General features: G+C 70.8%; 22 protein-coding genes. 8 read left to right on the forward strand and 14 right to left on the reverse strand.

Features of this window, described 5'->3' with window-relative positions; translation table 11 throughout:
- Positions 1-93: 93 nt before the first annotated feature.
- Genes AB0M88_RS46895 through AB0M88_RS46905 form a run of 3 tightly spaced genes read right to left on the reverse strand, consistent with a single transcriptional unit; the run spans position 94 to position 1,234 of the window.
- On the reverse strand, positions 94-594 hold the full coding sequence (locus tag AB0M88_RS46895; RefSeq protein ID WP_364113652.1) for a peptidoglycan-binding protein: 501 nt from the start codon (positions 592-594) through the stop codon (positions 94-96).
- A 27-nt stretch (positions 595-621) separates the two neighbouring features.
- Entirely contained in the window at positions 622-873 is a 252-nt protein-coding gene (locus AB0M88_RS46900) for a hypothetical protein (protein ID WP_364113654.1), read from the reverse strand.
- Positions 874-916: 43 nt separating this feature from the next.
- Positions 917-1,234 carry a hypothetical protein gene (locus tag AB0M88_RS46905; protein WP_364113656.1) on the reverse strand — a complete coding sequence of 106 codons (318 nt, stop codon included), beginning with the start codon at positions 1,232-1,234 and terminating at the stop codon, positions 917-919.
- A 304-nt stretch (positions 1,235-1,538) separates the two neighbouring features.
- Here AB0M88_RS46905 and AB0M88_RS46910 point away from each other — a divergent pair, with 304 nt between their 5' ends.
- Complete coding sequence (locus AB0M88_RS46910; protein WP_364113658.1) at positions 1,539-2,033, forward strand: hypothetical protein; 495 nt, start codon at positions 1,539-1,541, stop codon at positions 2,031-2,033.
- Positions 2,034-2,095: 62 nt separating this feature from the next.
- On the opposite strand, the gene AB0M88_RS46915 is transcribed toward AB0M88_RS46910, so the two are convergent.
- On the reverse strand, positions 2,096-2,344 hold the full coding sequence (locus AB0M88_RS46915) for a zinc-binding dehydrogenase (protein WP_364113660.1): 249 nt from the start codon (positions 2,342-2,344) through the stop codon (positions 2,096-2,098).
- Here AB0M88_RS46915 and AB0M88_RS46920 point away from each other — a divergent pair, their 5' ends adjacent.
- The 4 genes from AB0M88_RS46920 to AB0M88_RS46935 are packed head-to-tail and all read left to right on the forward strand — an operon-like array spanning position 2,345 to position 4,896.
- Positions 2,345-3,562, forward strand: coding sequence for a hypothetical protein (locus tag AB0M88_RS46920; protein ID WP_364113662.1), 1,218 nt, complete (start codon positions 2,345-2,347; stop codon positions 3,560-3,562).
- A complete protein-coding gene (locus AB0M88_RS46925; protein WP_364113664.1) occupies positions 3,562-3,825 on the forward strand; it encodes a WXG100 family type VII secretion target in 264 nt (87 codons plus the stop codon). The genes AB0M88_RS46920 and AB0M88_RS46925 overlap by 1 nt, the downstream gene beginning before the upstream one ends.
- A gap of 1 nt (position 3,826) precedes the next feature.
- A complete protein-coding gene (locus AB0M88_RS46930) occupies positions 3,827-4,681 on the forward strand; it encodes a hypothetical protein (protein ID WP_364113666.1) in 855 nt (284 codons plus the stop codon).
- Positions 4,678-4,896, forward strand: a complete 219-nt coding sequence (locus AB0M88_RS46935) for a hypothetical protein (protein ID WP_364113668.1) — start codon at positions 4,678-4,680, stop codon at positions 4,894-4,896. The genes AB0M88_RS46930 and AB0M88_RS46935 overlap by 4 nt, the downstream gene beginning before the upstream one ends.
- 36 nt (positions 4,897-4,932) lie before the next feature.
- On the opposite strand, the gene AB0M88_RS46940 is transcribed toward AB0M88_RS46935, so the two are convergent.
- The 6 genes from AB0M88_RS46940 to AB0M88_RS46965 all read right to left on the reverse strand — a co-directional run bounded on the left by AB0M88_RS46940 (position 4,933) and on the right by AB0M88_RS46965 (position 11,622).
- Entirely contained in the window at positions 4,933-6,162 is a 1,230-nt protein-coding gene (locus AB0M88_RS46940; protein WP_364113694.1) for a beta-ketoacyl-[acyl-carrier-protein] synthase family protein, read from the reverse strand.
- 92 nt (positions 6,163-6,254) lie between these two features.
- A complete protein-coding gene (locus AB0M88_RS46945; RefSeq protein WP_364113670.1) occupies positions 6,255-6,896 on the reverse strand; it encodes a response regulator transcription factor in 642 nt (213 codons plus the stop codon).
- Positions 6,893-8,125, reverse strand: coding sequence for a sensor histidine kinase (locus AB0M88_RS46950; RefSeq protein WP_364113672.1), 1,233 nt, complete (start codon positions 8,123-8,125; stop codon positions 6,893-6,895). The genes AB0M88_RS46945 and AB0M88_RS46950 overlap by 4 nt, the downstream gene beginning before the upstream one ends.
- Positions 8,126-8,133: 8 nt before the next feature.
- Positions 8,134-8,865 carry an ABC transporter permease gene (locus AB0M88_RS46955; protein WP_364113674.1) on the reverse strand — a complete coding sequence of 244 codons (732 nt, stop codon included), beginning with the start codon at positions 8,863-8,865 and terminating at the stop codon, positions 8,134-8,136.
- Positions 8,862-9,539: an ABC transporter ATP-binding protein gene (locus AB0M88_RS46960; RefSeq protein ID WP_364113676.1), complete on the reverse strand. Its 678-nt coding sequence runs from the start codon at positions 9,537-9,539 to the stop codon at positions 8,862-8,864. Before AB0M88_RS46960 ends, AB0M88_RS46955 begins: the two co-directional genes overlap by 4 nt.
- Positions 9,540-9,726: 187 nt before the next feature.
- Positions 9,727-11,622, reverse strand: a complete 1,896-nt coding sequence (locus AB0M88_RS46965; RefSeq protein ID WP_364113678.1) for a glycoside hydrolase family 9 protein — start codon at positions 11,620-11,622, stop codon at positions 9,727-9,729.
- Positions 11,623-11,716: 94 nt separating this feature from the next.
- Here AB0M88_RS46965 and AB0M88_RS46970 point away from each other — a divergent pair, with 94 nt between their 5' ends.
- From AB0M88_RS46970 to AB0M88_RS46980, 3 genes are read left to right on the forward strand one after another with little or no spacing between them, the layout of a single operon-like run.
- On the forward strand, positions 11,717-12,619 hold the full coding sequence (locus AB0M88_RS46970) for a thioredoxin (protein ID WP_364113680.1): 903 nt from the start codon (positions 11,717-11,719) through the stop codon (positions 12,617-12,619).
- Between the two features lie 46 nt (positions 12,620-12,665).
- Positions 12,666-13,070 carry a DUF3224 domain-containing protein gene (locus AB0M88_RS46975; RefSeq protein WP_364113682.1) on the forward strand — a complete coding sequence of 135 codons (405 nt, stop codon included), beginning with the start codon at positions 12,666-12,668 and terminating at the stop codon, positions 13,068-13,070.
- 12 nt (positions 13,071-13,082) lie between these two features.
- Positions 13,083-13,652, forward strand: coding sequence for a nitrilase-related carbon-nitrogen hydrolase (locus AB0M88_RS46980; RefSeq protein ID WP_364113684.1), 570 nt, complete (start codon positions 13,083-13,085; stop codon positions 13,650-13,652).
- Position 13,653: 1 nt separating this feature from the next.
- On the opposite strand, the gene AB0M88_RS46985 is transcribed toward AB0M88_RS46980, so the two are convergent.
- The 4 genes from AB0M88_RS46985 to AB0M88_RS47000 all read right to left on the reverse strand — a co-directional run.
- Positions 13,654-16,545 carry a glycoside hydrolase family 2 TIM barrel-domain containing protein gene (locus AB0M88_RS46985; protein WP_364113686.1) on the reverse strand — a complete coding sequence of 964 codons (2,892 nt, stop codon included), beginning with the start codon at positions 16,543-16,545 and terminating at the stop codon, positions 13,654-13,656.
- Between the two features lie 8 nt (positions 16,546-16,553).
- Positions 16,554-19,265 (reverse strand): hypothetical protein, encoded by a 2,712-nt coding sequence (locus AB0M88_RS46990; RefSeq protein ID WP_364113688.1) that lies wholly within the window; start codon positions 19,263-19,265, stop codon positions 16,554-16,556.
- 17 nt (positions 19,266-19,282) lie between these two features.
- Complete coding sequence (locus AB0M88_RS46995; protein WP_364113690.1) at positions 19,283-20,134, reverse strand: carbohydrate ABC transporter permease; 852 nt, start codon at positions 20,132-20,134, stop codon at positions 19,283-19,285.
- The coding region (locus AB0M88_RS47000) for a sugar ABC transporter permease (protein ID WP_364113692.1) at positions 20,131-21,067 on the reverse strand (937 nt) is incomplete at its 5' end. The genes AB0M88_RS47000 and AB0M88_RS46995, both read right to left, overlap by 4 nt.

The following is a 21,067-nucleotide window of genomic DNA, read 5'->3' on the forward strand; positions in this document are numbered from 1 at the left end:
GCGCCCCCCCCCCCCCCCGGGCGGCCCCCCGCGTCCTGCTTCCGACGGCCTCCCGACTCCACCGCTACGCTTCGTCATCAGCCTTCCGGCTGATCATCCGCCGCCCGGGCCGGGTACGCCGCAGAGATCGGCGAGCACCTCGCCCGCGGCGTGCACTGGCAGAGCCCAGGTCTGCAGCCCGACCACCCCGTCCGCCTCGATGCCGCCCATCTGTTGCGTTCCCCTGACCGCGGTGGCGGTGTGGGCACCGAAGACGCCGTCGACGGCGAGCAGCGGGTTGGAATCCGGTGCGAAGTCGCCGCGTCCCTCGTTCAGCGCGGTCTGCAGCCTTTGGACGACTGGGCCGTCGGACCCTTGTGCGAGCGTCGGTGGCTGCGCGCCGTCGCCGCCCAGCGCAGCCCATGTGGCCGGCCCGATGACACCGTCGACGGCCAGGTTGCTGTCATCCTGGAACTGCTTGACGGCCGCCTCGGTCACGGGGCCGAAGATGCCGTCGATCTGGTCGTAGCTCAGGGTCCGGCGGACCAGAAGGTACTGCGCCCACCTGACCGTGGTTCCGGTCGCGCCCTCAGAAATGGTCGGGGGGATGCTCATGGCGCACTCCAATTCCTCCGTTGCCGGTCAACCGTTCATAATTGTGCGGGTGTTCACGTCGACCCTGATCGGACCGGCCGGGAGGTCGGAATCGCCGGCGTTGAGGAAATCAATTTCCCGCTCGTGCTGCGATCTGAGCCATTGGTCGAACGCTTCCAGACCCTTGCGCAGGTTCTCGTCCACTTCCTGTCCGGCTCCGACCGCAAGCCGATGCACGTGAACGACGTCGCCCGAAATCGCGTCGTAGTAAACGCGCGTTTCCATCACGCGCAGACCCATGCCCGGATTTGCCTTTGGCTGCATTCCCGTCTCCGATACCCATTCATTCGAAGGTTGTCAGCTTCACACCCGCCTCGGCCCAGCCGCCGCCGTAGACGCTCAGCGTGAACGTCGCGACCGTGAGGCCCTCGACCCATTGGCAGGAGACATTGGCGTCCAGCGCCGTGTGACCCTGTCCTCCGACCACATAGGAGTAGGAGGTGCAAAGCGCCTCGAAGGCCCCACCGTCGCCACTCGTGCCGAACAGTTGGGCCTCGATCAGCGTCCACGGCGGCGAGCCCGGCGGAGCGAAAGTTATCGACGAGCTCGGTTGACCGCGCTGCACGACCAATTGAGCAACCCTGGAATCGTTGAGCGCCACGGAAACCTCCCGCTCGAGCCGGCCAGCTGATCGTTCGGGGTCGAATTCCCCAAAAGAATAATCTCGTCAGCCGACTGCGACACCAGCGGAGTCGTAGATTCGACAGCCATCCTGATTTGCCGCCGAGCGCCCGCGCTGACCATCGGGAGCCTTCACGCGGCGTGATCCCGGATCAGGTGGCCTCGGCGCAAGTCCGCGCCGGATTGAGGATGCGCCTGCTGCTGTACTGCTGTATTCATGGTTCCCGGACGCCGAGCTGGAATCGTCGGCGTTCCCCGTGACGCGACCGTTCGAAGGCAGCCAGATGATTAGCGGATACGACAGCGTCGTCATTGCCAGGTCGCCGGCCGGCGCCGGCATTCGAGCCATGCTGGACGGTGTGCACGCCCGGTGGCCGGGCATGCTGGTCGGGCGGAGCGAGGCGGAAATGGCCGGAATCGGACCGTTACTGCCTTGGCGCCAGGCGCGCGGCGGGGTTCCGGCCGAGGCCGGCGAGCTGTATGTCGCCCGTGACGCACGGATGAAGAAGGACTGGGACGAGTTCGGCTATGACCTCGGGGACGACGGCGAGGGCCCGTTCGCGGTCTTGTACGGGCCGTCACCGCGGCCCACGACCGCGATCCGCTTCGAACAGGAGCCGGGTGAGGATCAGGGCTTCCGCTTCGACCCGTACGAGGCGGTATTGGTCACTGCCGGCCTGTCGCTCGTCACGATCGTGACTCCCGACGAGGAGGGATCGTTCAGCCACGACCTCCGCAACCGGCTCATCCGGGCACTCGGCCGACGGGTACGGCACTAAGAACCGCCGGAAATCTGGGGTTCCGGCCGGCAATCGAGCACAGCGTGATCAAGGATGAACGGCTACAGGTCGATGACGACCTTGCCGTGCACGTGCCGGCCGGCTTGAAGCTCGACCGCGGCGCGGATCTGGTCGACCGGGAAGCTTGCCGCGATGGGCACACGGACCTGGCCCGCAGCGACCAGGCGAGCAATCTCCTCGATGGCGCCCGGGGCGGCGTTGGCGCCGTTTGCCGGTGTGATCCCGTCGATCTGTGCAGCGATGGTGGTGATGCGCTCGTCCGGCACGCCAAGCTCTTCGACGAGTTCCATGTGCTTTTCGCCCGCAACGACAAGGTGGGCATGGCCGCGGCCGCTCTCCTGGAGACGCTGGTGCGCCAGGGCCGCAGCTTCGGCATCCACCTTCTGCTCGGGTCGCAGAGTCTGGCGGGACTGGATGCGCTCGGCAGTCACGTGCCGCAGCTTTTGCCGACCCGGATCCTGCTGCCGGCCACGGAGGCCGACGCGCGCCGGGTGCTGGGCGAAGGCAACGACGCCGGGCAATTCCTCACCAAGCACGGCGAGGGTGTACTTAACACGGCCGGCGGCGCGGTCGAGGCCAACCAGCGCTTCCGCGGCGCGTTCACCGACGAGTCGGAGCGGCGGGCCCGGGTAGCCCGGATGCGGTCCGAGGCGGACCGGGTGGGCTTCATCCGGCGGCCGGTCGTGTTCGAGGGCAACGCGGCCACGCCGATCGAGTCGTTGGCGCCGGCCGCTTTCCGCGAGGAGATGACCGCGACCGGCCGGGCACCGCTGCGGATCCGCGTGGGCTCACCCATGACGCTCTCCGGGGTGGCCGACATTCAGCTGGCCCGCGATCCCGGAGCGAACGTCCTGGTCGTGGCCCGTGAAGCCGAGGATGACTCCGTTCCGCGTTCACTGGTCGCCGTCGCGGCGGCCTCGCTCGCGCTGTCCCCGGCCACGATCGACCTGGTCGACTTCACCTCGATCGACGATGGGCTGGACGTCGTGCTCGGCCCCCTGCTGGAGCGCGGACGGCTGCGGTCGCATCGCCGCCGCGGCCTGAGCCGGGTGCTCGGCGAGCTCCGCGCGCAGGTCAAGGACCGGATTGAGACCGATGACGTTGCGGCGCCGGCGCGAGTGCTTTTCCTCTACGGCGTCGACCGCGCCCGCGATCTCGACACCGGCGGCGTCGACGGCGACCCGGACCTCGTCGACGCGCTCGAGGAGATCGTGCGTGACGGGCCCGAGGTGGGCGTACACGTCTGGGCCTGGTGCGAGACCGTCGCCGGCCTGAGCCGCAGGCTCCCCGGCTCGGTCGTGCGCGAGTTCGCCTGGCGGGTGGCGGGCCGGCAGAGCCCCGATGACTCGCAGCGCATGCTCGGCAACGACGAAGCGAGCGAGCTGCGCGACCGGCAGGTTCTCCTGGTCAACGACGACCGTGGGATGAGCCGGCGCTGCACCACCTACACCGTCCCGGGTAGCGCCTGGCTCGCGGACGTCCTCGCCGAAGGATCGGAGCAGCCCTGATGCCGCGGATCGACGTCGACCCCGAGAAGCTCAAGCAGCTCTCCAAAGAGATCAAGAGCGGCGCCGAGCAGTGCGAGCAGATCGCCCGGCAGCTGCAGCGCAGCCTCGACCGATCCGACTGGCACGACAACGAGAGGCAGAAGTTCGAGGAGCGGCTCAAGGAGTCGCTGCGCGCCCTGCGGCGGATCTCGGAGAGTTTCCGTTCGGAGTTCCCCGCGGAACTCCAGCGCAAGGTCGCCGCGCTCGAACAGTTCCGGAGCTGACGTGGTCGCCACCGCCACCGAGGCCGTGTCCGCGCTCGACCAGGCGCTGGCCAACTGGTCGCAGACGCAGCGCGGGCTCTGGACGCAGGCCGCGGCGAAGCTTTCCGCCGTCAGCGGTGAGATCGCCGCCGAGCGCGGCCGGCGGGCCGCCCGGGTGTCGGCGCTGCAGGCCATGCTCGCCGCCGCCAGCGACGAGAGAGCCGCGGCGACCATCCGAGCCGAGCTGGAGGAAGCCCGCCGCCTCCTTCAGCGCGCGGACAACGCACAGGCCCAGGCGTTCGCGGCCGAGCAGGAGTTCGGCGCCGCCCGCAGCCGCGCGGGCTACGCCCTGGACCCCGCGATCGCCCGGGCCCGGGCCGATCTCTCCCGCCGGCTGGAAAGCCTCGAGGAGTACAGGTCCTCGGCGCCCGGCGCGGGAATGAGCGTTCTCGGTGCGGTGGCGGTGAGCGCCGTACGAAAGGAATCGGTTCTTAACTCCGTCCTTGCCTCGCTCGGCGTCGAGAGCGTCGACCTGTCGCAGGTCGACTTCTCGGACAATCCGATCGTGGGCGACAAGTTCGGCGAGGGCGGCGCCGACCTGCCCGATTACCGCTGGGCCGCCGAGACGTGGGAGAACGTCATCCGGCCCGGACTGGCCGACAGCCTGACCCGGGACGACTTCGAGGCCCGCGACACCGAACGCGCGGCCGCGCCGTTCCGGCACACAGCAATCGTCTTCGACCTGTTTCTAGGCGAGGAGGCGATCACGCTCGAACGCCGCCCGAACGGCACCTACAACGTCTTGCGCGGCCGCCACCGGATCGAGGCGGCGCGGCAGCTCGGGATCGAGTCTCTCCCCGCGAAGGTGCTCCCATGAACGGCGACCCCTTCGGCCCGGTCGCCCGGGCTTTCGACGAGTCGGCGGGCACGCTGCGCCGCGCGATCGAGAGCAGCCGCAACGCCTGGAACGACGAGGCGCGCCGGACGTATGACGCGCGGCACGGCAACGAGGTGGAATCCGAGACGGCGGCGGCGCGCCGGGGGATCGAGAAGGCGCGTCAGAGCCTCCGTCAGGCCATGGCCGCCCTCTGACCCGACGACGAGAACGGCCGGCGGCGGCGATCCGGCTCAGGGTGTGGAACCCGCGGTGAAGGCGAGCACGACGTTGTGGCCGCCGAAGGCGAAGGCGTTGTTCAGGGCGGCGAGCTCTCCCCTCGCGGGCAGTTCGCGGGGCTTGGTGGCGATGTCGAGGTCGATGCCGTCGCCCGGACGGTCGAGGTTGATGGTCGGCGGGACCAGGCGGTGGTGCAGGGTGAGGACGGTCGCGACCGCCTCGATGGCCGCGGTGGCGCCCAGCAGGTGGCCGAGCATCGACTTCGGGGCGGTGACCACCGGGTGGTCGCCGACCGTGCGGCGGATCGCGCGGGCCTCGGCCAGGTCGCCGGCCGGGGTGGCGGTGGCGTGGGCGTTGACGTGCACGATGTCGCCGGCGGCCAGGTCGCCGTCGTGCAGCGCCTTGGCCATGGCCCGGCCGGCTCCGGTGCCGCTCGGGTCGGGCCGCACGATGTGGTGGGCGTCGGCCGAGATGCCGGCGCCGGCGAATTCGCCGTAGATGCGGGCGCCGCGGGCGCGGGCGTGCTCGTACGCCTCCAGCACCAGGATCCCGGCGCCCTCGCCGAGCACGAAGCCGTCGCGGGCGGCGTCCCACGGGCGGGAAGCGCGCTCGGGGTCGTGGTTGCGGCGGCTCAGCGCGGTGATCTGGCTGAAGCCGGTGAGGGAGAGCGGGGTGATCGGGCTCTCCGCTCCCCCGGCCACGACCACGTCGGCCCGGCCGAGGCGGATCTGGTCGGCGGCCAGGGCGATCGCCTCGTTGCCGGCCGCGCAGGCGGTGACCGGGGCGTGCACGGCGCCGAGGGCGCCGAGGTGGAGGGCGACGTTGGCCGCCGGGGCGTTCGGCATCACCATCGCGGCGGTGAGCGCCGGGATCCGGTGCGGTTCGCGGTTGGCGGCCAGCAGGGTGTGCAGTCCGCCGATCGCCGTGCCGATGACGACGCCCACGCCCTCGGGGTCGGGTGGGCCGGCCGCCAGCCCGGCGTCGGCCCACGCCTCCCGCGCCGCGACGACGGCGAGCTGCGCGCTCCGGTCGAGGCGGTGTCCGAACCCGGTGGTGCGGAGGGATTCGGCCGGGTCGACGGCGGCCGGGGCGGCTATCCGGACCGGCAGGCCGGCGGCCCAGCCGGCGGTCAGGTGCTTCACCCCGGAGCGGCCGGCCAGCAGCGCCGCCCAGGTGGATGCCACGTCGCCGCCCAGGGGCGTCGTCGCGCCCAGGCCCGTGATCACAACCCGCCTCTTCGGCACCGCGCCGCCACCCCCGTCGGAAGCCGTCCACAAGCGATCGACGCTTGTGATCGTCTCCCGGCCGGAATCGATTACGCAAGGGAGTGAACAAGTTACGGAGCGTTCAAGATACCGTGGTTGTAGCCCTCGGCCACCGCCGCCGCGCGGTCGTTGACGTCGAGCTTGGCGTAGATGTTGAGCAGGTGGGTCTTGACCGTGGCCTCGGTGATGAACAGCTTCGCCGCCGCCTCCCGGTTGGTGTTGCCGGAGGCGACCAGGCGCAGCACCTCCAGCTCACGGTGGCTCAGCGGCCCGGACGACGGCGCCGGGGCGCGCAGCCGGTTCAGCAGGCGGGCGGCGACCGACGGCGAGAGCGCGACCTCGCCGCGGGCGGCCGAGCGTACGGCCCGCAGCAACTCGTCCCGCGGCGCGTCCTTGAGCAGGTAGCCGGTGGCCCCGGCCTCGATCGCCGGCAGCACGTGGCTGTCCGTGTCGTACGTCGTCAGCACCAGCACCCGGGCCGGCACCCCGCGCCGGGCCAGCTCGCCGATCGCGGTCACGCCGTCCATCCCGGCCATCCGCAGGTCCATCAGGATCACGTCCGGTGCCAGCGCCGAAGCCAGCCGTACCGCCTCGGCTCCGTCCGCCGCCTCGCCGACCACCGTGAACTCCGGGTCGCGGGCGAACATGCTGCTCAGCCCGTCCCGGACGACCGGGTGGTCGTCGGCGATCAGCAGCTTGATCGGGTCGGTCACGGTGACACCTCCAGGGGCAGGGAAGCCGAGATGCCGGTGCCGCCACCGGCCTCCGATTCGATCTGCAGCGTGCCGGACAACGCCTCGATCCGCTGACGCATGGCCACCAGACCGAAGCCGCCGTTGAGCGACAACGGGTCGAAACCCGGCCCGTCGTCGCGGACGTCCAGCGCGACCTGCTGGTCCATGTAGGAGAGCGTGACGCCGACCCGGGTCGCCGACGAGGCGTGCTTCGCCACGTTGGCCAGGGCCTCCTGGGCCGTCCGGAACAGCGAGACCTCGGCCTCCGGGCGCAGCGCGCGCGAAAAGCCGGTAACCGTCACCGCGACCGGGACGCCGTGCCGGTCCGACCAGGTGGCCGCGACCTCGGCGATCGCGTCGGCCAGGCGCCCGGTCTCGAGACGTTCCGGCCGCAACTCGTTCACCGAGCGCCGCGCCTCGGCCAGGCTCTCCCGGGCCAGCGCGGTCGCCGCCGCGTGATGCCGGCGCCAGGCCGGCGGGTCGTCGGCCAGGTGCTCGGCCGCCTGCAGTTGCGTGACGATCCCGGTCAGGCCCTGGGCCAGGGTGTCGTGAATCTCGCGGGCCATCCGGCCCCGCTCATCCAGTACGCCCGCCGCGCGCGCCTGCTCGACCAGGCGTTCCTGCAGCGCCGCGTTCTCCGCCAGCGCCGCCTCGAGCCGCGCGTTCGCCTCCCGGGCCTCGCGAAGCGCTCGTTCGCGGCCGGTCTGGTAGCGGACCATGACCTCGCCGAGCCACGCGATCAGGCAGAACGGCAGCACGTTGACGACGATCACGGCGGCCCGGCCCAGCCAGCCGGCCCACGAGGCGTAGTCGAGGCCGGTCGCCTGGGCCGTTCCCGCCACCACTCCGGCGGCCGCGATGAAATACAGCTCGCGCGGCCAGCCGACGATCTGGAAGGCGTACGCGTAGAGGGCCACCGAGTAGAAACCGAACCACGGGTCGCGGACGACCATGACCAGGCCGAACAGGTTGAGGCCGGTGAGGAACACCGCCACGACGGCCGGCCGGTCCCGCCACGCCGGGCGCGCGGTGAACAGCGCCAGGTTCCAGACCGCGGCCGCCGCGCACAGCACCAGATCGAGGCTGTCGCGCCGCAGCACGGCCGTGAAAGCGGCGAGAGCGGCCAGCACGGCGTACGGGAGCACGGTGACCATGGGTCGCAGCCGCCGTTCCCACCCGGCCGGCCAGGCCGGCTCCTCGGTCGCCATCTCGTCACCTACTCCCAGCGAAAGAATCTAGCCGCCGCGCCCGCCGCGGCGACGGCCCAGGCGAGCAGGGTGACCAGCGTGAGCCAGTGCGGCCAGTGCCCGTTGGTAGCGTCCTGCATCGCCGTGACCGCCGCGCCCATCGGGCTGAAGTGGCTGATGTGCCGCAGCGTCGCCGGCATCGTCTGGATCGGCAGGAACAGGCCGCCGAGGAAGACGAGCGGATAGAAGAGGGCGGCCCCGATCGCGTTGGCCGACCGGCCGCCGGAAGCGGCCCCGGAGACGAGCAGGCCGAGCGCGGTCAGCGCGAGCGTCGCCAACAGCGTGGCCGACACGAAACCGGCCATCTGGCGCGGCAGCACCACCCCGAACGCGAACCGCGCGACCAGCAGCAGCGCCGTCACCGACACCGCGGCGGTCACCAGCGTCAGGATCAGCTGGGCGGCGAGCACCCGGACCGGCCCGACCGGGGTGGTCCGCAGCCGGCGCAGCACCCCCTTCTCGCGGTAGCCGGCGAGCACCGGCGGCAGCACGTTCAGGGCGAGCATCGCCACCACGAACGCGACCAGGATCGGGACGTACGCGTCGAGCAGCGTCCGGCCGCCGAGATCGTCGCGGCGCTCGCGGTAGAAGGGCAGGTTGCCGAAGATGACCAGCAGGAGCAGCGGCAGCCCGACGCCGAACGCCGGCCCCGACTTCTCCCGCAGGAACAGCCTCAGCTCGGTCAGGGTCAGCGTGGTCATGCGGTCCTCCCGGTCAGCGCGACGAAGGCGTCCTCCAGCGTGGGCTGGCCGGCCTGTTCCCGGAGCTCGGCGGGCGAGCCGATCGTCAGCACCCGGCCCGCGTCGATCAGGGCGATGCGGTCGCAGAGGCGCTCGGCCTCCGGCATGAAGTGCGTGACCAGCACGATCGTGACCCCGCGCGACCGCACCTCGCCGATCAGGTCCCAGGTGTCGCGGCGGGCGTGCGGGTCGAGCCCGGTGGTCAGCTCGTCGAGTACGGCGACCCGGGGCCGCCCGACCAGCGCGAGCGCGATCGACAGCCGCTGCCTCTGGCCGCCGGAGAGTCCGGCGTACGGAACCTTCTCCTTGCCCGTCAGCCCGAGCTGCCCCAGAAGCTCGGCCGGGTCGGCCGGATCGGGATAGAACGACGAGTAGAGCCGCATCGCCTCGCCGACCCGCAGCCGCTCGGGCAGCTGGCTGTCCTGCAGCTGCACGCCGACCCGCCGGGTCACCTCGGCGTGGTCGCGCCGCGGGTCGCGGCCGAGCACGCGGATCCGGCCGCGGTCCGGGGTCCGCAGCCCGGTCAGGCACTCGACGGTCGTGGTCTTGCCGGCCCCGTTCCGGCCGAGAATGCCGAAGATCTCCCCCTGGCGCGACCGTGAACGACACGTCGTCCACCGCCACCGTGCCGCCATAGCTCTTGTGGAGGTTCTCCACCTCGATCACACCGCTCATGCCGCTCAGCGTCCCCGTCCCGGCCCCCGCGCGGATCGGTCGATCTTCCGGGCGGGCGGTGGAATCCGGCGCTCAGTCGATCGGTGGGGTCACTCCACCGATCGGTGGAGCGGGGCCGCCAGAGGGCGGCCCGCTCCTCGGTACGAATCAGCGGGTGGCCGACTGCAAGGCCGCGCCGATGATGGCGGCTCCCGTCATGTCGAGGGCCGGCTCGTCGGTCTGCCAGGCGCGGACGTCGTCGACGAAGCGGCTGTCGTCGCGGTTGAAGGCGGCGTACGGGTCGGTGCCGGCGGGCGGGCAGGCGACCATGCCGTCCTGGTAGTCGCCGAGGCCGTCTTCGAACAGGGACGGGTCGTTGGGGCCGTTGACGACCGCGCCGGTCAGGACCGGGCGGGTGCCGTCGGTGCTGCCGTTGAGGTTGGCGACCTGGTGCTGGGTGCAGTCCGGGAACGTCGACCCCTCCCCGACCATGAAGCTCGTGCCCCACGCGTTGGCGCCGAGCAGCCAGTCGCGCTGCGCCGTGGCGTAGGCGTCGAACGAGGAGTCGCCGCTTACCGAGCGGTACATGGCCTCGGTCGCGATCAGGCCGAACGTGTGCGAGTCGACGTCGAAGTCGGTGTAGACGCCGCCGGCCTTGAACGGGTCGGCCGCCGACCGGGTCGCGCCGGTCTTCACCTGGCGCTTCAGGTCGGCCACCAGCCGGCCGCGGGAGACGGCCAGGCCGCGGTCCCGGGAGTGCGCCATCGCCGCGATCAGGTCCGTGTGGGCGAGCGCGCTCACGTCGTACAGGTTGAAGGTGTCGCCGGTCTCGCCGGCGATGTAGCCCTTCGCGAAACCGGCCGCCTGGCTGATGAATTTGTCGGTGCCGGGCTGGTGCAGGCGCTGGCCGGCCAGGGCGATCTCGGCCGCCGCGAGTTCCATGTCGTCGTGCCAGGTGTCCTCGGGGTAGAAGTCGAAGGGCAGCGCGGTGGTCAGCTGCGACGGCGGGTTCTTGACCGCGGCCTGGGCGTAGAGCGAGGTCGCCGCCCGCAGATCGAGAAGAGCCCGCGCCGGCGGGTCCTGCTGGGCGGCCAGCGCGAACGCCGCCGCCACCCGGCCGGCCAGGTTGGGGCTGATCGGCGCGCCGGGCGCCGCCGCCTCGAAGACCGGGCGGTGCGCGGTCGCGTAGCGCAGGCCGGGGTCGGTGTTGGCGTCGTCCTCCTCCGGGAGCCGCCAGATGTCGTGGTCGCCGAGGAAGGTGCCGGCCTCGTTGCCCGAGCCGATGCCCACCTGCAGATACAGCGTCTTGGACTTCTGGTCCCACATCTTGTCGAGCCAGTCGATGCCGTGCCGGGCCTCCGCGCCGAGCGTCCCGGGCGCCGAGGCTCCCATCGCCCTTTGGGCGACAAGAAGATCAATGGCACCGTACGCCGTGGAATGCGTGAACTTCAGGTAGTCCCCGGCGTCGAACCAGCCGCCCTCGGCGTTCACCGTTCCGCCGCCCAGCCGGGTCAGGTCGCCCTCGGCGATGATGTCGTCGGTGACGAAGGTCGGGGTCCGGTAGACGCCGGCGTGGGCGTCGTCGAGGTGGGACGGCTGCCGGTTCAGCGCGCCCTTGATGACGTCCTTGCCGTCGCGCTGGGTCTGATAGAACGTCACGCCGTCGCGGACCAGCCGGCCGTACAGGTCCTGTGCGCTCCGGATCTCGAAGGCCGGCGAGATCGCCGTGGCGGCGCCGGTCACCTTGATCCGATAGGTGCCCGTCCGGCCCAGCCGGCTCACGTCGATCGGGTAGACGGCCTGGTAGGTGTCGCTCCAGGCGCCGCGGCTGGTTTTGCCGACGGCGCCGCTCAGCACGCTCCTGTTGTGGGAATCGAGCACGGCGAACCGCTCGCCGCTGACCGCCGCTCCGGTCATGAGGTAGGCCGTTTTGGTCTCGCCGGGCGCGTAACCGCCCTGGTCGACGCGGACTTCCGCGGCCACGTCCGGCCGGGCGGCCGCCGAGAGGGACAGGATGAGCGTCAGCCCGGTCAGGGCCGCGCCGGATTTCCGCAGGCTACCCACGGCAACTCCAAGATTGGAAGACTGTTTAACAGACCTTGGGCGGGACGCTACGACGGGTATCGACGGTGGTCAAGAGGTTCTAGGCTGGCCGTCGATGACCTCTCTTCCGCCGTTCGCCGGGGCCACGGCCTGGCTCAACTCGGAACCGCTCACGCTCCACGCGCTGCGCGGGCGGGTCGTGCTGGTCAACTTCTGGACGCTGACCTGCGTCAACTGGCTGCGCCAGGAACCGTGGGTGCGCGCCTGGTCCCGCGCCTACCGCGACGACGGACTCGTCGTGATCGGCGTGCACACCCCCGAGTTCGGCTTCGAGCACGATATCGAGCTGATCCGCCGGTCACTCGCCGATCGCGAAATCGACTACCCGGTCGCCGTCGACAGCGACTACGCGATCTGGTCCGCGTTCGACAACCACTACTGGCCGGCGCTGTACTTCGCCGACCGCTCCGGCGAGATCGTCGACTTCCACTTCGGCGAGGGACGCTACGAGAAGTCCGAGCGGACCCTGCAGCGACTTCTCGGCGTGTCCCGTCCGCTGACCGTGGTCGAGGGCGCCGGACCCGAGAAGGGCGCCGACTGGGACACCGTGCGCACCAACGAGACGTACCTCGGGCGCGGCTCCTCCACCGAAGGGCCGGTCGAGTCCCCGGCCTACCTGCCGTTCAACCGGTGGGGCCTGGACGGCGCCTGGCGGATCGGGCGCGAGGACATCGAGCTGACCGCGCCGGGCGGCACGATCGCCTTCCGCTTCCAGGCCCGCGACGCCAACCTGGTCCTCTCCAACCCGACCGGCGCGCCGATCCCGTTCCGGGTCCTGCTCGACGGCGCCGCGCCCGGGGCGTCCCACGGCGCCGACACCTCGGCCGACGGGACGGGCGTGCTCGACTACGGCCGCATGTACCAGCTGATCCGCCAGGACGGCCCGGTGGCGGAACGCACGGTCGAGATCCTGTTCGAAAGACCGGGCGTCCGGGCCTACGTCTTCACCTTCGGCTGAGAGAACCTGACGGAACCTGTCAGCCTCCGGTCGTAGCGTCGCGGGCATGCGAGTCAACGGAACGTTCGAGGTAGCCGACTTCACGCCGGCCCAGGTCCCCGCCCCCGACATCAAGACGGGGCTACCGGTCGGCGTCGCCACCATGCGCAAGACCTTCGCCGGCGGCGTCAGCGGCCGCTCGGTCACGATCTTCAGCGCGGCCTACGACCCGGCCACCGACACCGGCACCTACGTCGCGATGGAGTCGTTCGAGGGCAGCCTCGACGGAAAGCCGGGCGCGTTCAACTTCGCCCACTCGGCCACCACCGAGGGCGCCGGCGGCGGCGCCGACTACCTCGTGATCGTGCCGGCCAGCGGCACCGGCGCCCTGGCCGGCATCCGGGGCACCGGCGGCCTCGACATCGTCGCCGACGGAACCCACCGCATCTGGTTCGACTACGAGCTCGGCTGACACCCTGGTGCGATGAGGATCGCCGTGGCACAGACCGAGGTCACCACCGACCCACACGTGAACGGCCCGGCGATCCGGGCCGCGATGCGCCGGGCCGCCGGCCAGGGGGCGAGGCTGGTCCACTTCGGGGAGGGGTCGCTGTCCGGCTACGCCGGTGCCGACAAGCCGCACTACACCGGCTGGCAGATCGACTGGGCGCCGGTCACCGAACAACTGCGGGCGACGATGGCGCTCGCCGGCGAACTCGGCGTCTGGGTCGTGGTGGGCGGCAACCACCGGCTCTCCGGCGCCCACCGGCCGCACAACTCACTCTGGGTGAACGGGTTGTGGGTCAGCATCGCGGTGCCCGCCCAGTGCGCGCCGGCCTCGCCCTCGGCGGTGGCGGGCCCGCACGGCTATCTGCTGCGGCAGGCCCGCGCCGACGGGCCCGACCTGATCTGCGTCGACCTGGACCGGGCCGACCCGGAGCTCGACGTCGCCCTGAAGAAGGCCCGCCCGTGGCGCGCGACCGCCCGGGCCGGCGACGTCTACGCCGCCGCCCGGGTCACCGATCCGCGCAGCGCCGACCGCACGGGTGCCTGACCTATCGGATGCGCAGACGGATCGTGCGGGCCTCGGGGCGCAGGGCGAAGTCGGGCCACACGTCCGGGCCGCAGGCCCGGGAGCCGAGGCCGTGCTGGGCCGCGTCGATGAAGAGGTAGCTCGTGGTCGACGGCGGCAGCTGGTAGGGGTGCGGTGCGCGGGCCATCTCCTGCGGGGTGTGGCGGGTCAGGGTGAAGCCGGGGCGGCGGCCCCGGGTGTCCGGGACGGTGTCGATCCGGAGCCCGCCGCCGAGGGTCAGCGAACGCAGGCCGGCGCGGTGGCCGGTTTCCTGGGGCCGGGCATAGTCGGCCGACAGATCCGAGATTCCCGCGGAGAAGCGGCCGACCAGCGCGGCATGCCGGCTGTCGGGATAGGACTCCAGCGGGCCCGTTCCGAACCATTCGGCACTGTCGATCGGGTTGTCGCCGTCGGGGAAGTCGAAGCGGATCCCGATCCGGGGCCACACCGTGGACCAGCCCCGGGACGGCTCGATCGAGACGCGCAGGTCGAGCTCGTCGCCGGCCAGCGTCCAGACCGTTTCGACGACCACCGACCGGCCGGAGTGCGCGGCGGCGACGCGAGAAACGGTCTTCAGGGCGCCGGGCGCGGTCGACACGGAGACCACGCGGGTGGTCAGGCGGTCGAGGCCGTCGCGCCGCCAGAGGGCGGCGTTCGAGACACCGGCGAGGCTGCCGTCGCTTTCGGCCGGGTTGCCGGAGGTGCCCTCGTCGTTGTCGGTCGGGGCCCGGAACAATTCCAGGCGCGGGCCGGCCACGGTCCGGCCCGCCAGACGTACGAGGGTGCCCTGGTCGAATGCCGCGGGTCCGAGGGTGAGCGTCCCGTCGCCGGGCTCCCACCGGGGCTCGCGGGGCGTCGCCGCGACCGCCCGCGGAGCGGAACAGTCGAGCTGGGCGACCGCGACCACGTGCCCGGCCGGGGCCCACGCGGTGTCCTCGGCCAGCACCGCCTCGACCGTCAGCCAGGTCTCGGCCGGCGCGGCGGCGATGTCGACGGCGGGCAGCGGCACGCGTGCGGACGCGCCGGCCTCGATCGCGGCCACCGTCAGGTCACCGGACGACGTTGCCTCGCCGTCGTGCGTCACCTGCCAGCGGAAAGCCAGGTCGGAGGTGTCGGCGGAGTGGCGCAGGTTGGCCAGCTCGACGCTGCCGGCACCGAAGGAGAACCGGATCGGCTGGACCACGGCCTTGTATTCGTGCAGGCCGGGCGTCGGCACGTCGTTGCTCAGCACCATCCCGTCCATCACGAAGTTGCCGTCGTGGACGACCTCGCCGAAGTCGCCGCCGTACGCGTAATAGGGCGTCCCGTCGGCGGCCGTGGTCAGGATGCCGTGGTCGCGCCATTCCCACACGAATCCGCCGTGCAGCCGCGGAAAGCGGTGCACGAGTTCCTCGTACTGGTCGAGAGCGCCCGGCCCGTTGCCCATCGCGTGGGCGTATTCGCAGAGCAGGAACGGTTTCGTCCGCTGCCGGGCCCCCTGGGCGGGCGTGCAGCCGAGCAACTTGGCCCGGGATCCGTCGGTGCCGATCGCGGTCGTCTCCAGCACCGACGAATACATTCGCGAATAGACGTCGGTGTATTCGCCGGCGTGGTCGCCCTCGTAGTGGACCGGGCGGGACGGGTCGCGGCCGTGCACCCAGGCCGACATCGCGGCCAGGTTGCTTCCGGTTCCGGCCTCGTTGCCGAGCGACCAGATCACGATGCTCGGGTGGTTCTTGTCCCGTTCCACGGTCCGCTCGATGCGGTCCAGACAGGCCGCACGCCACGACGGGTCGTCCGACGGGTTGCCGGCCCAGTCGAGGGCCGAGAAGCCGTGGGTTTCCAGGTCGCATTCGAGAATGACCCAGAAACCGAGTTCGTCGGCCAGGTCGAGCAGGCGCGGATGCGGCGGATAGTGGCTGGTGCGGATGGCGTTCACGTTGAACTGTTTCATCCGGGCCAGGTCGGCGCGCGCATGCTCTTCGTCGAAGACGCGGCCGCGGACCGGATGGGTCTCGTGCCGGTTCATGCCGTGGAAGACGACCCGGCGGCCGTTGACCAGGAACTGGTCGCCGCGGATCTCGACCGTGCGGAAGCCGAGGCGCAGGGACACGGTTTCCGCGGTTGTGGACAGGGCAGCGGCGTACAGAAAGGGAAGCTCGGCCGACCACGGCCGGACCTCGCCGACGTCGAAGGCCACAACGGACGCCGCGTCTTCCCAGACCTTTTCGATGCCGAGTGCGGGGATCCGCAGAGTGACCGGGAAGCCTTCGGAAACGATTTCCGGCTCGAGAAAGCCGTGGCCGTCGTGGAAAGACGCTCGCAGCCACGCGTCCTCGATGCCGCCGTCGGGCGAATGCCGCAGGGTGACGTCGCGGAAGATTCCCGGTCGCCACCACTGGTCCTGATCCTCGAGATAGCTGGCGGCCGACCATTGGTGCACGCGCACCGCGATGACGTTGTCGCCGGCCTTCAGCGACGCCGTGACGTCGAATTCGTGGGCCAGCCGGCTGCCGCTGGCATAGCCGATCTCCTGGTCGTTCACCCACACCTTGAACAGCGATTCGACACCGTCGAACCGCAGCACGACCCGCCCGGTCCCGAGCCATTCCGGTGGGACCTCGATGTGCCGCCGGTAGTCGCCGGTCGGGTTCTCGTCCGGCACGAACGGCGGGTCGATCGGGAACGGGTACTGGACGTTGGTGTATATGGGCGTGCCGAAATGGGACGGGACCTCGATGGTGTCCCATTCGATGGTGTCCGGCACGTCGGCCCGGGGCGACAGCCGGAATTGCCACGATCCGTTCAGCGACAACGACGGCGCGTCGGAATGCAGCCACGAGCGCGCCGCGCGAACGGCACCGCGGAACGGCTTCTGGTCCGAGATGTACGACATGCCAGCCCCTAACGAACTACGACGGTACGGATCTCCCAGCGCCCCAGGCCGAGTTCCAGTTCGCCGGCCGCGGGCACCGTGCCGAGCGGCCGTCCGAGCAGGTCGACCGTGGTCGCCTCGGTGAACGCCCCGGTCAGGCGGGCGGTCGCCCCGGCGTCGCTCATCGCGACCAGGCGCACCTCGGTGCCCGCGGCGACCCGGCGGATGCTCGACACAAAGAGATCATCGCCCGCCACGCCGAGCCCCGCTCGATCCGCGGGCAGCGTGTCGCCGTCACCGGCCGGCCCGGCGCCCCGGACCGCGAGCACGTCGTGCCGGAACGCGGCGGCCAGCGCGACCGCGTGCGCGCCCGGCCAGCCGGTCGCCGACGGGACGACCGCGAACCGGTGCTCGATGCGTACGCCCAGGTCCTGCGCGCCCGGCGCGCCGATCTCGCTCGCCGCCGGCTCGTCCCGATAGGGATGGATGTTGACGCTGATCGATCCGATCGCGCGCAGCAGCGTGATCGCGAGCTCCGCCCCGCCCTGGACCAACTCGTATTCCGTCGAATGGTCCAGCAGCACGGTCGCCATTCCGGCCGACACGAATTCGTCGGCCGGGAACGTCGGAATCGGATATTCGCCCCAGCCGCCCTCGGCGGTGAGCCCGCGCTCGGTGACCGCGAACTGCCCCGAGGCGGCCGACATCGCGGCCGGAACCGGCAGCGGAATGTGCAGGCGCAACCGGTGGTCGGCGGACTGGTTGAGGAACGAGGTGCCGAGCCGCACGAACGGCTCGCCCGCGCGGACCTCGACCACCATGTCGACCGGGGTCGCGACGGTTTCGCCGGCGCGACGGTCCCGTTCGCCGGCGTCGATCGCGACCGGCCAGTCATAGACGCGAGTGACTTTGAGCCGGGCCCGCAGCGGACCGTTCTCGACCAATTCCACCGTGACCGCCGCCGGCGTTTCGACCAGCACATCGTGCACCGGCGGCCCGTAGTTGTAACTGTCGCCCCGGTCGCCGCCGTCGACGAGCCGGCCGACACCCTGCAGCACGGTCCCGTCGGCCCCGGTGATATCGAGCGTGCCATCCGGCGCGATCAGCACCTCGACCAGACCATTCGACAAACCCCGGTCGGTCGCGGTCGCCGCATTCGCTTGCGCCTTTTCCGGTACGCCGCTTCGGCCGCGAGTCGTCACTCGGACCGTGGCCAGTCCGCTCGCCGGGACCGACACCGGCGCGAGCACCGTCGTCCTCGCCTCGGCCAGCGTTTTCACCGACCACTCCCCCGGATGCTCGGCCGCCAGCGCCGCCACGTCCGCGCGGAGGATCATCAGGTCGAATTCCCTGCGGTGCGGCACCTCGGCGACATGGAAAGTCAGTTCGCCGGGCCGCAGGTCATACCGGTCGATCAGCCGGCCGAACAACTCCCGCCGGTGGATCCGCCGCAGCACCCGCTCCAGCTGCGAGGCGTCGATCCGCTCGTCGCTGAGCACGGTCGGGGCGTACGCGGTCGGCTGCACCGGGTGGGCCGTCCCGTCGGCCGCGATCGCGACCAGGTCGTCGCCGTCGCCCGCCGCCACGTCCACCTCGATCAGCGTGGTGCGCGGCACCGGCAGCGGGTTGGCGACCAGGTAGGCGTCGCTGGGCACGCTTGCGGCGGCCGTCGCGAGTGCCGCGTCCCGGACCGCGCGGGCGGCCTGGGTCGCCTCGGCCAGCCGGGCCTCGACCTGATCCGAGGTCTCGTCGGTGCCCGAGCCCACGACCGAGTCGTGCGCCGTCGACTCGATGATCTTGTGCCAGGCCAGGGCGAGGAACGGCGACTCGTCCCGGTCCGACCACTGGGCGTTCAGGCGTTCCGCGTGGTCGACGGTCCGCTCGGCGATCGCCATGCCCTGCTTGAGCGCCAGCCGCACCGAGAGCACGCCGGGCAGGATGTTGCCGCGGACGTGACTGCGCAGCTCGCCGGTGACGACCGCGGTGACCTCGTCGCGGGCATGCTGCCGGACGTATTCGTCGAGGGTCGCGATCTTCACCTCGCCGGCCTGTTTCAGCCACTCCGCCAGCCGGGGATCGGGCGCGTTGTGGTCGGTGCCGGCCATCGCGAGCACCGGGTCGTTGCCCCACCGCTCGACGGTCATCGACGCGTACTCGGCCAGGGCCGGGCCGATCCGGTCCGGGATGAGCAGCACGTCGAGGCCGTTGTCGTAGCCGTCGAACAGGAACTCGGTGCGCACCTCGGAACCGTCCGGCGCCCGCCAGCGGAAGGCGTGCCCGGTGACCGTTCCCGGCACGCCCCGCCAGAGGGCCGCGTGCTCGAGCCCGGCCCGGGCCAGGATCTGCGGCATCTGGGCGACGTGGCCGAACATGTCGGGCAGATAGCCGAGCGGCATCGAGCCGCCGAGCCCGGCCGCGGCGGCCCAGCCCATCTGCAGGTTGCGCACGATGGTCTCGCCCGAGCAGAGGAACTCGTCGAGCAGGATCAGCCACGGCCCGACACCCAGCTGCCCGTTCGCGACCAGGGCGGCCACCCGGTCCCGGTTCTCCGGCCGCATCTGAAGGTAGTCCTCGATCGCCGCCATCTGCCCGTCGACGGTGAACCGGAAGGCGGGGTCGGCCTCGGCGGACGCGAGAACCGTGTCCATCGCCGTCACCAGCCGGTGCCGGAAGACCTGAAAGGGCTCGTACCATTCCCGGTCCCAGTGGAAGTGGGGCACGAAGACGGCATTCTTTGGCATGTGTCGGGAACCTTCGCTTATTTGATGGAGCCGGCGCCGAGGCCGGTCCGCCAGAACCGCTGCAGCAGAATAAAGACGATGATCACCGGGATGATCGAGACCAGCGAGCCGGTGATCACCGATTCCTGCAGGAGCGACACCCGCGCGGTCTGGCCGTTCCACTCGAAGAGGCCGAGCGTGATCGGGAACAGCGATTCCTTCTGCAGCATCACCATCGGCAGGAAGAAGTTGTTCCAGATGCCGACGAACTGAAACAGGAAAATGGTCACCAGCGACGGCGACATCAGCTTGAAGGCGACCGAGAAGAACGTACGGAATTCGCCGGCGCCGTCCAGGCGCGCCGATTCCAGGATCTCCTCCGGAACGGCCGCGTTGGCGAAGATCCGCGCGAGATAGACGCCGAACGGGCTGACGATGCTGGGCAGGAACACCGCGAGATAGGTGTCGACCAGGCCGAGCTTCGAGAACAGCAGGAACAGCGGCAGGGCGAGCGCGGTCGTCGGCACGAGAACGCCGCCGAGAATGACCGAGAACAGGAACTCGCGGCCCCGGAACTTGAACTTGGCCAGGGCGTAACCGCACAGCGCCGAGATGAGGGTGCCGATCGCCGCGCCCAGCACGGCATAGATGACGCTGTTCAGGGCCCAGCGCAGGAAGATGCCGTCGGTGCGGCCGAACAGGGTCTTCAGGTTCGCCCCGAGGTCAAAATGCGAGAACCAGAGGCCGAACGTGGTCGCGAGGTCGCCCTGCGGCTTGGTCGCGGCGACGAGCAGGAAATAGACCGGCAGCAGGAAGTAGATGGCGAGCAGGAACATCAGCGCCATGGCCGCCGTCCTGCTCGTCTTGCTCTCTTGCGAAGGCCTGCTCATAGCCCCGCCCTCTTCGAGGTCAGCTTCATGAAGCCGAAGCTCAGCACGAAGGTGATGGCGGCGATGATCACCGAGACGGCGGCCGCCTGCTGGTAGTTGTTCCCCGACGCCACCGCGTAGGCGAGCATGTTCGGGGTGAACGTGCTGGAGATGTTGGACGAGATCTGGCGCAGCACGGCCGGCTCGGCGTACAGCTGCAGCGTCCCGATGATCGAGAAGACCGTGGTCAGGACGATCGACGGGGCGATGATCGGCACCTTGATCCGCCAGGCGATCGACCAGTTGCTGGCGCCGTCGATCTTCGCCGCCTCGTAGAGCTCCTGCGGGATCGACTGCAGCGCCGAAAACATGATCAGCATGTTGTAGCCGGTCCACAGCCAGGTCGAGACGTTCGCCGCCGACCAGAGCACCGCCCCCGGGCCGAGGAAATCGGGGTGGAAACCGAGCTTCTGCAGCAGGTCGACGACCGGGCTCAGCTGAGGCGAGTAGAGAAAGCTCCACATGATCGCGGCGATCACGCCCGGCACGGCGTACGGCATGAACGCCGCGATGCGGAAGAAAGCCTTGCCCCGCAGCAGCGGGGTGTCGAGCAGCAGGGCCATGACCAGCGCGAGAAACAGCATCACCGGCACCTGCACGATGCCGAACAGCGCGATCCGGCCGACGCTGGCCAGGAACTCGTTGTCCTGGAACGCCTTGACGTACTGCTCGAACCCGCCGAACGCGGTGTACGAATGCCCGTACTGACCGCCGGTCCGCTTCACCACCTGGGTGCTCTGCCAGATCGCGTAGCCCACCGGAAGCAGGTAGAACAGCGCGAACGGCAGGAAGAACGGCGTCAGGAAGGCGGCGATGGTGCCCGCCCGGGGGCCGCCGCCGCGATGGCGGCGGCGGCCCTTGGCCGGCCTGGCGGTACCGGTCATCCGGCAGTTG

The organism is Actinoplanes sp. NPDC051411 (assembly GCF_040682075.1).
Classification (GTDB): domain Bacteria; phylum Actinomycetota; class Actinomycetes; order Mycobacteriales; family Micromonosporaceae; genus Actinoplanes.

Excerpts from the sequence above, each read along its gene's own strand:
- AB0M88_RS46895 (WP_364113652.1), bottom strand. The coding sequence starts at position 594 with ATGAGCATCCCCCCGACCATTTCTGAGGGCGCGACCGGAACCACGGTC.
- AB0M88_RS46900 (WP_364113654.1), bottom strand. The coding sequence starts at position 873 with ATGGGTCTGCGCGTGATGGAAACGCGCGTTTACTACGACGCGATTTCG.
- AB0M88_RS46910 (WP_364113658.1), top strand. The coding sequence starts at position 1,539 with ATGATTAGCGGATACGACAGCGTCGTCATTGCCAGGTCGCCGGCCGGC.
- AB0M88_RS46915 (WP_364113660.1), bottom strand. The coding sequence starts at position 2,344 with ATGGAACTCGTCGAAGAGCTTGGCGTGCCGGACGAGCGCATCACCACC.
- AB0M88_RS46925 (WP_364113664.1), top strand. The coding sequence starts at position 3,562 with ATGCCGCGGATCGACGTCGACCCCGAGAAGCTCAAGCAGCTCTCCAAA.
- AB0M88_RS46935 (WP_364113668.1), top strand. The coding sequence starts at position 4,678 with ATGAACGGCGACCCCTTCGGCCCGGTCGCCCGGGCTTTCGACGAGTCG.
- AB0M88_RS46950 (WP_364113672.1), bottom strand. The coding sequence starts at position 8,125 with ATGGCGACCGAGGAGCCGGCCTGGCCGGCCGGGTGGGAACGGCGGCTG.
- AB0M88_RS46955 (WP_364113674.1), bottom strand. The coding sequence starts at position 8,865 with ATGACCACGCTGACCCTGACCGAGCTGAGGCTGTTCCTGCGGGAGAAG.
- AB0M88_RS46960 (WP_364113676.1), bottom strand. The coding sequence starts at position 9,539 with ATGGCGGCACGGTGGCGGTGGACGACGTGTCGTTCACGGTCGCGCCAG.
- AB0M88_RS46970 (WP_364113680.1), top strand. The coding sequence starts at position 11,717 with ATGACCTCTCTTCCGCCGTTCGCCGGGGCCACGGCCTGGCTCAACTCG.
- AB0M88_RS46975 (WP_364113682.1), top strand. The coding sequence starts at position 12,666 with ATGCGAGTCAACGGAACGTTCGAGGTAGCCGACTTCACGCCGGCCCAG.
- AB0M88_RS46980 (WP_364113684.1), top strand. The coding sequence starts at position 13,083 with ATGAGGATCGCCGTGGCACAGACCGAGGTCACCACCGACCCACACGTG.
- AB0M88_RS46985 (WP_364113686.1), bottom strand. The coding sequence starts at position 16,545 with ATGTCGTACATCTCGGACCAGAAGCCGTTCCGCGGTGCCGTTCGCGCG.
- AB0M88_RS46990 (WP_364113688.1), bottom strand. The coding sequence starts at position 19,265 with ATGCCAAAGAATGCCGTCTTCGTGCCCCACTTCCACTGGGACCGGGAA.
- AB0M88_RS46995 (WP_364113690.1), bottom strand. The coding sequence starts at position 20,134 with ATGAGCAGGCCTTCGCAAGAGAGCAAGACGAGCAGGACGGCGGCCATG.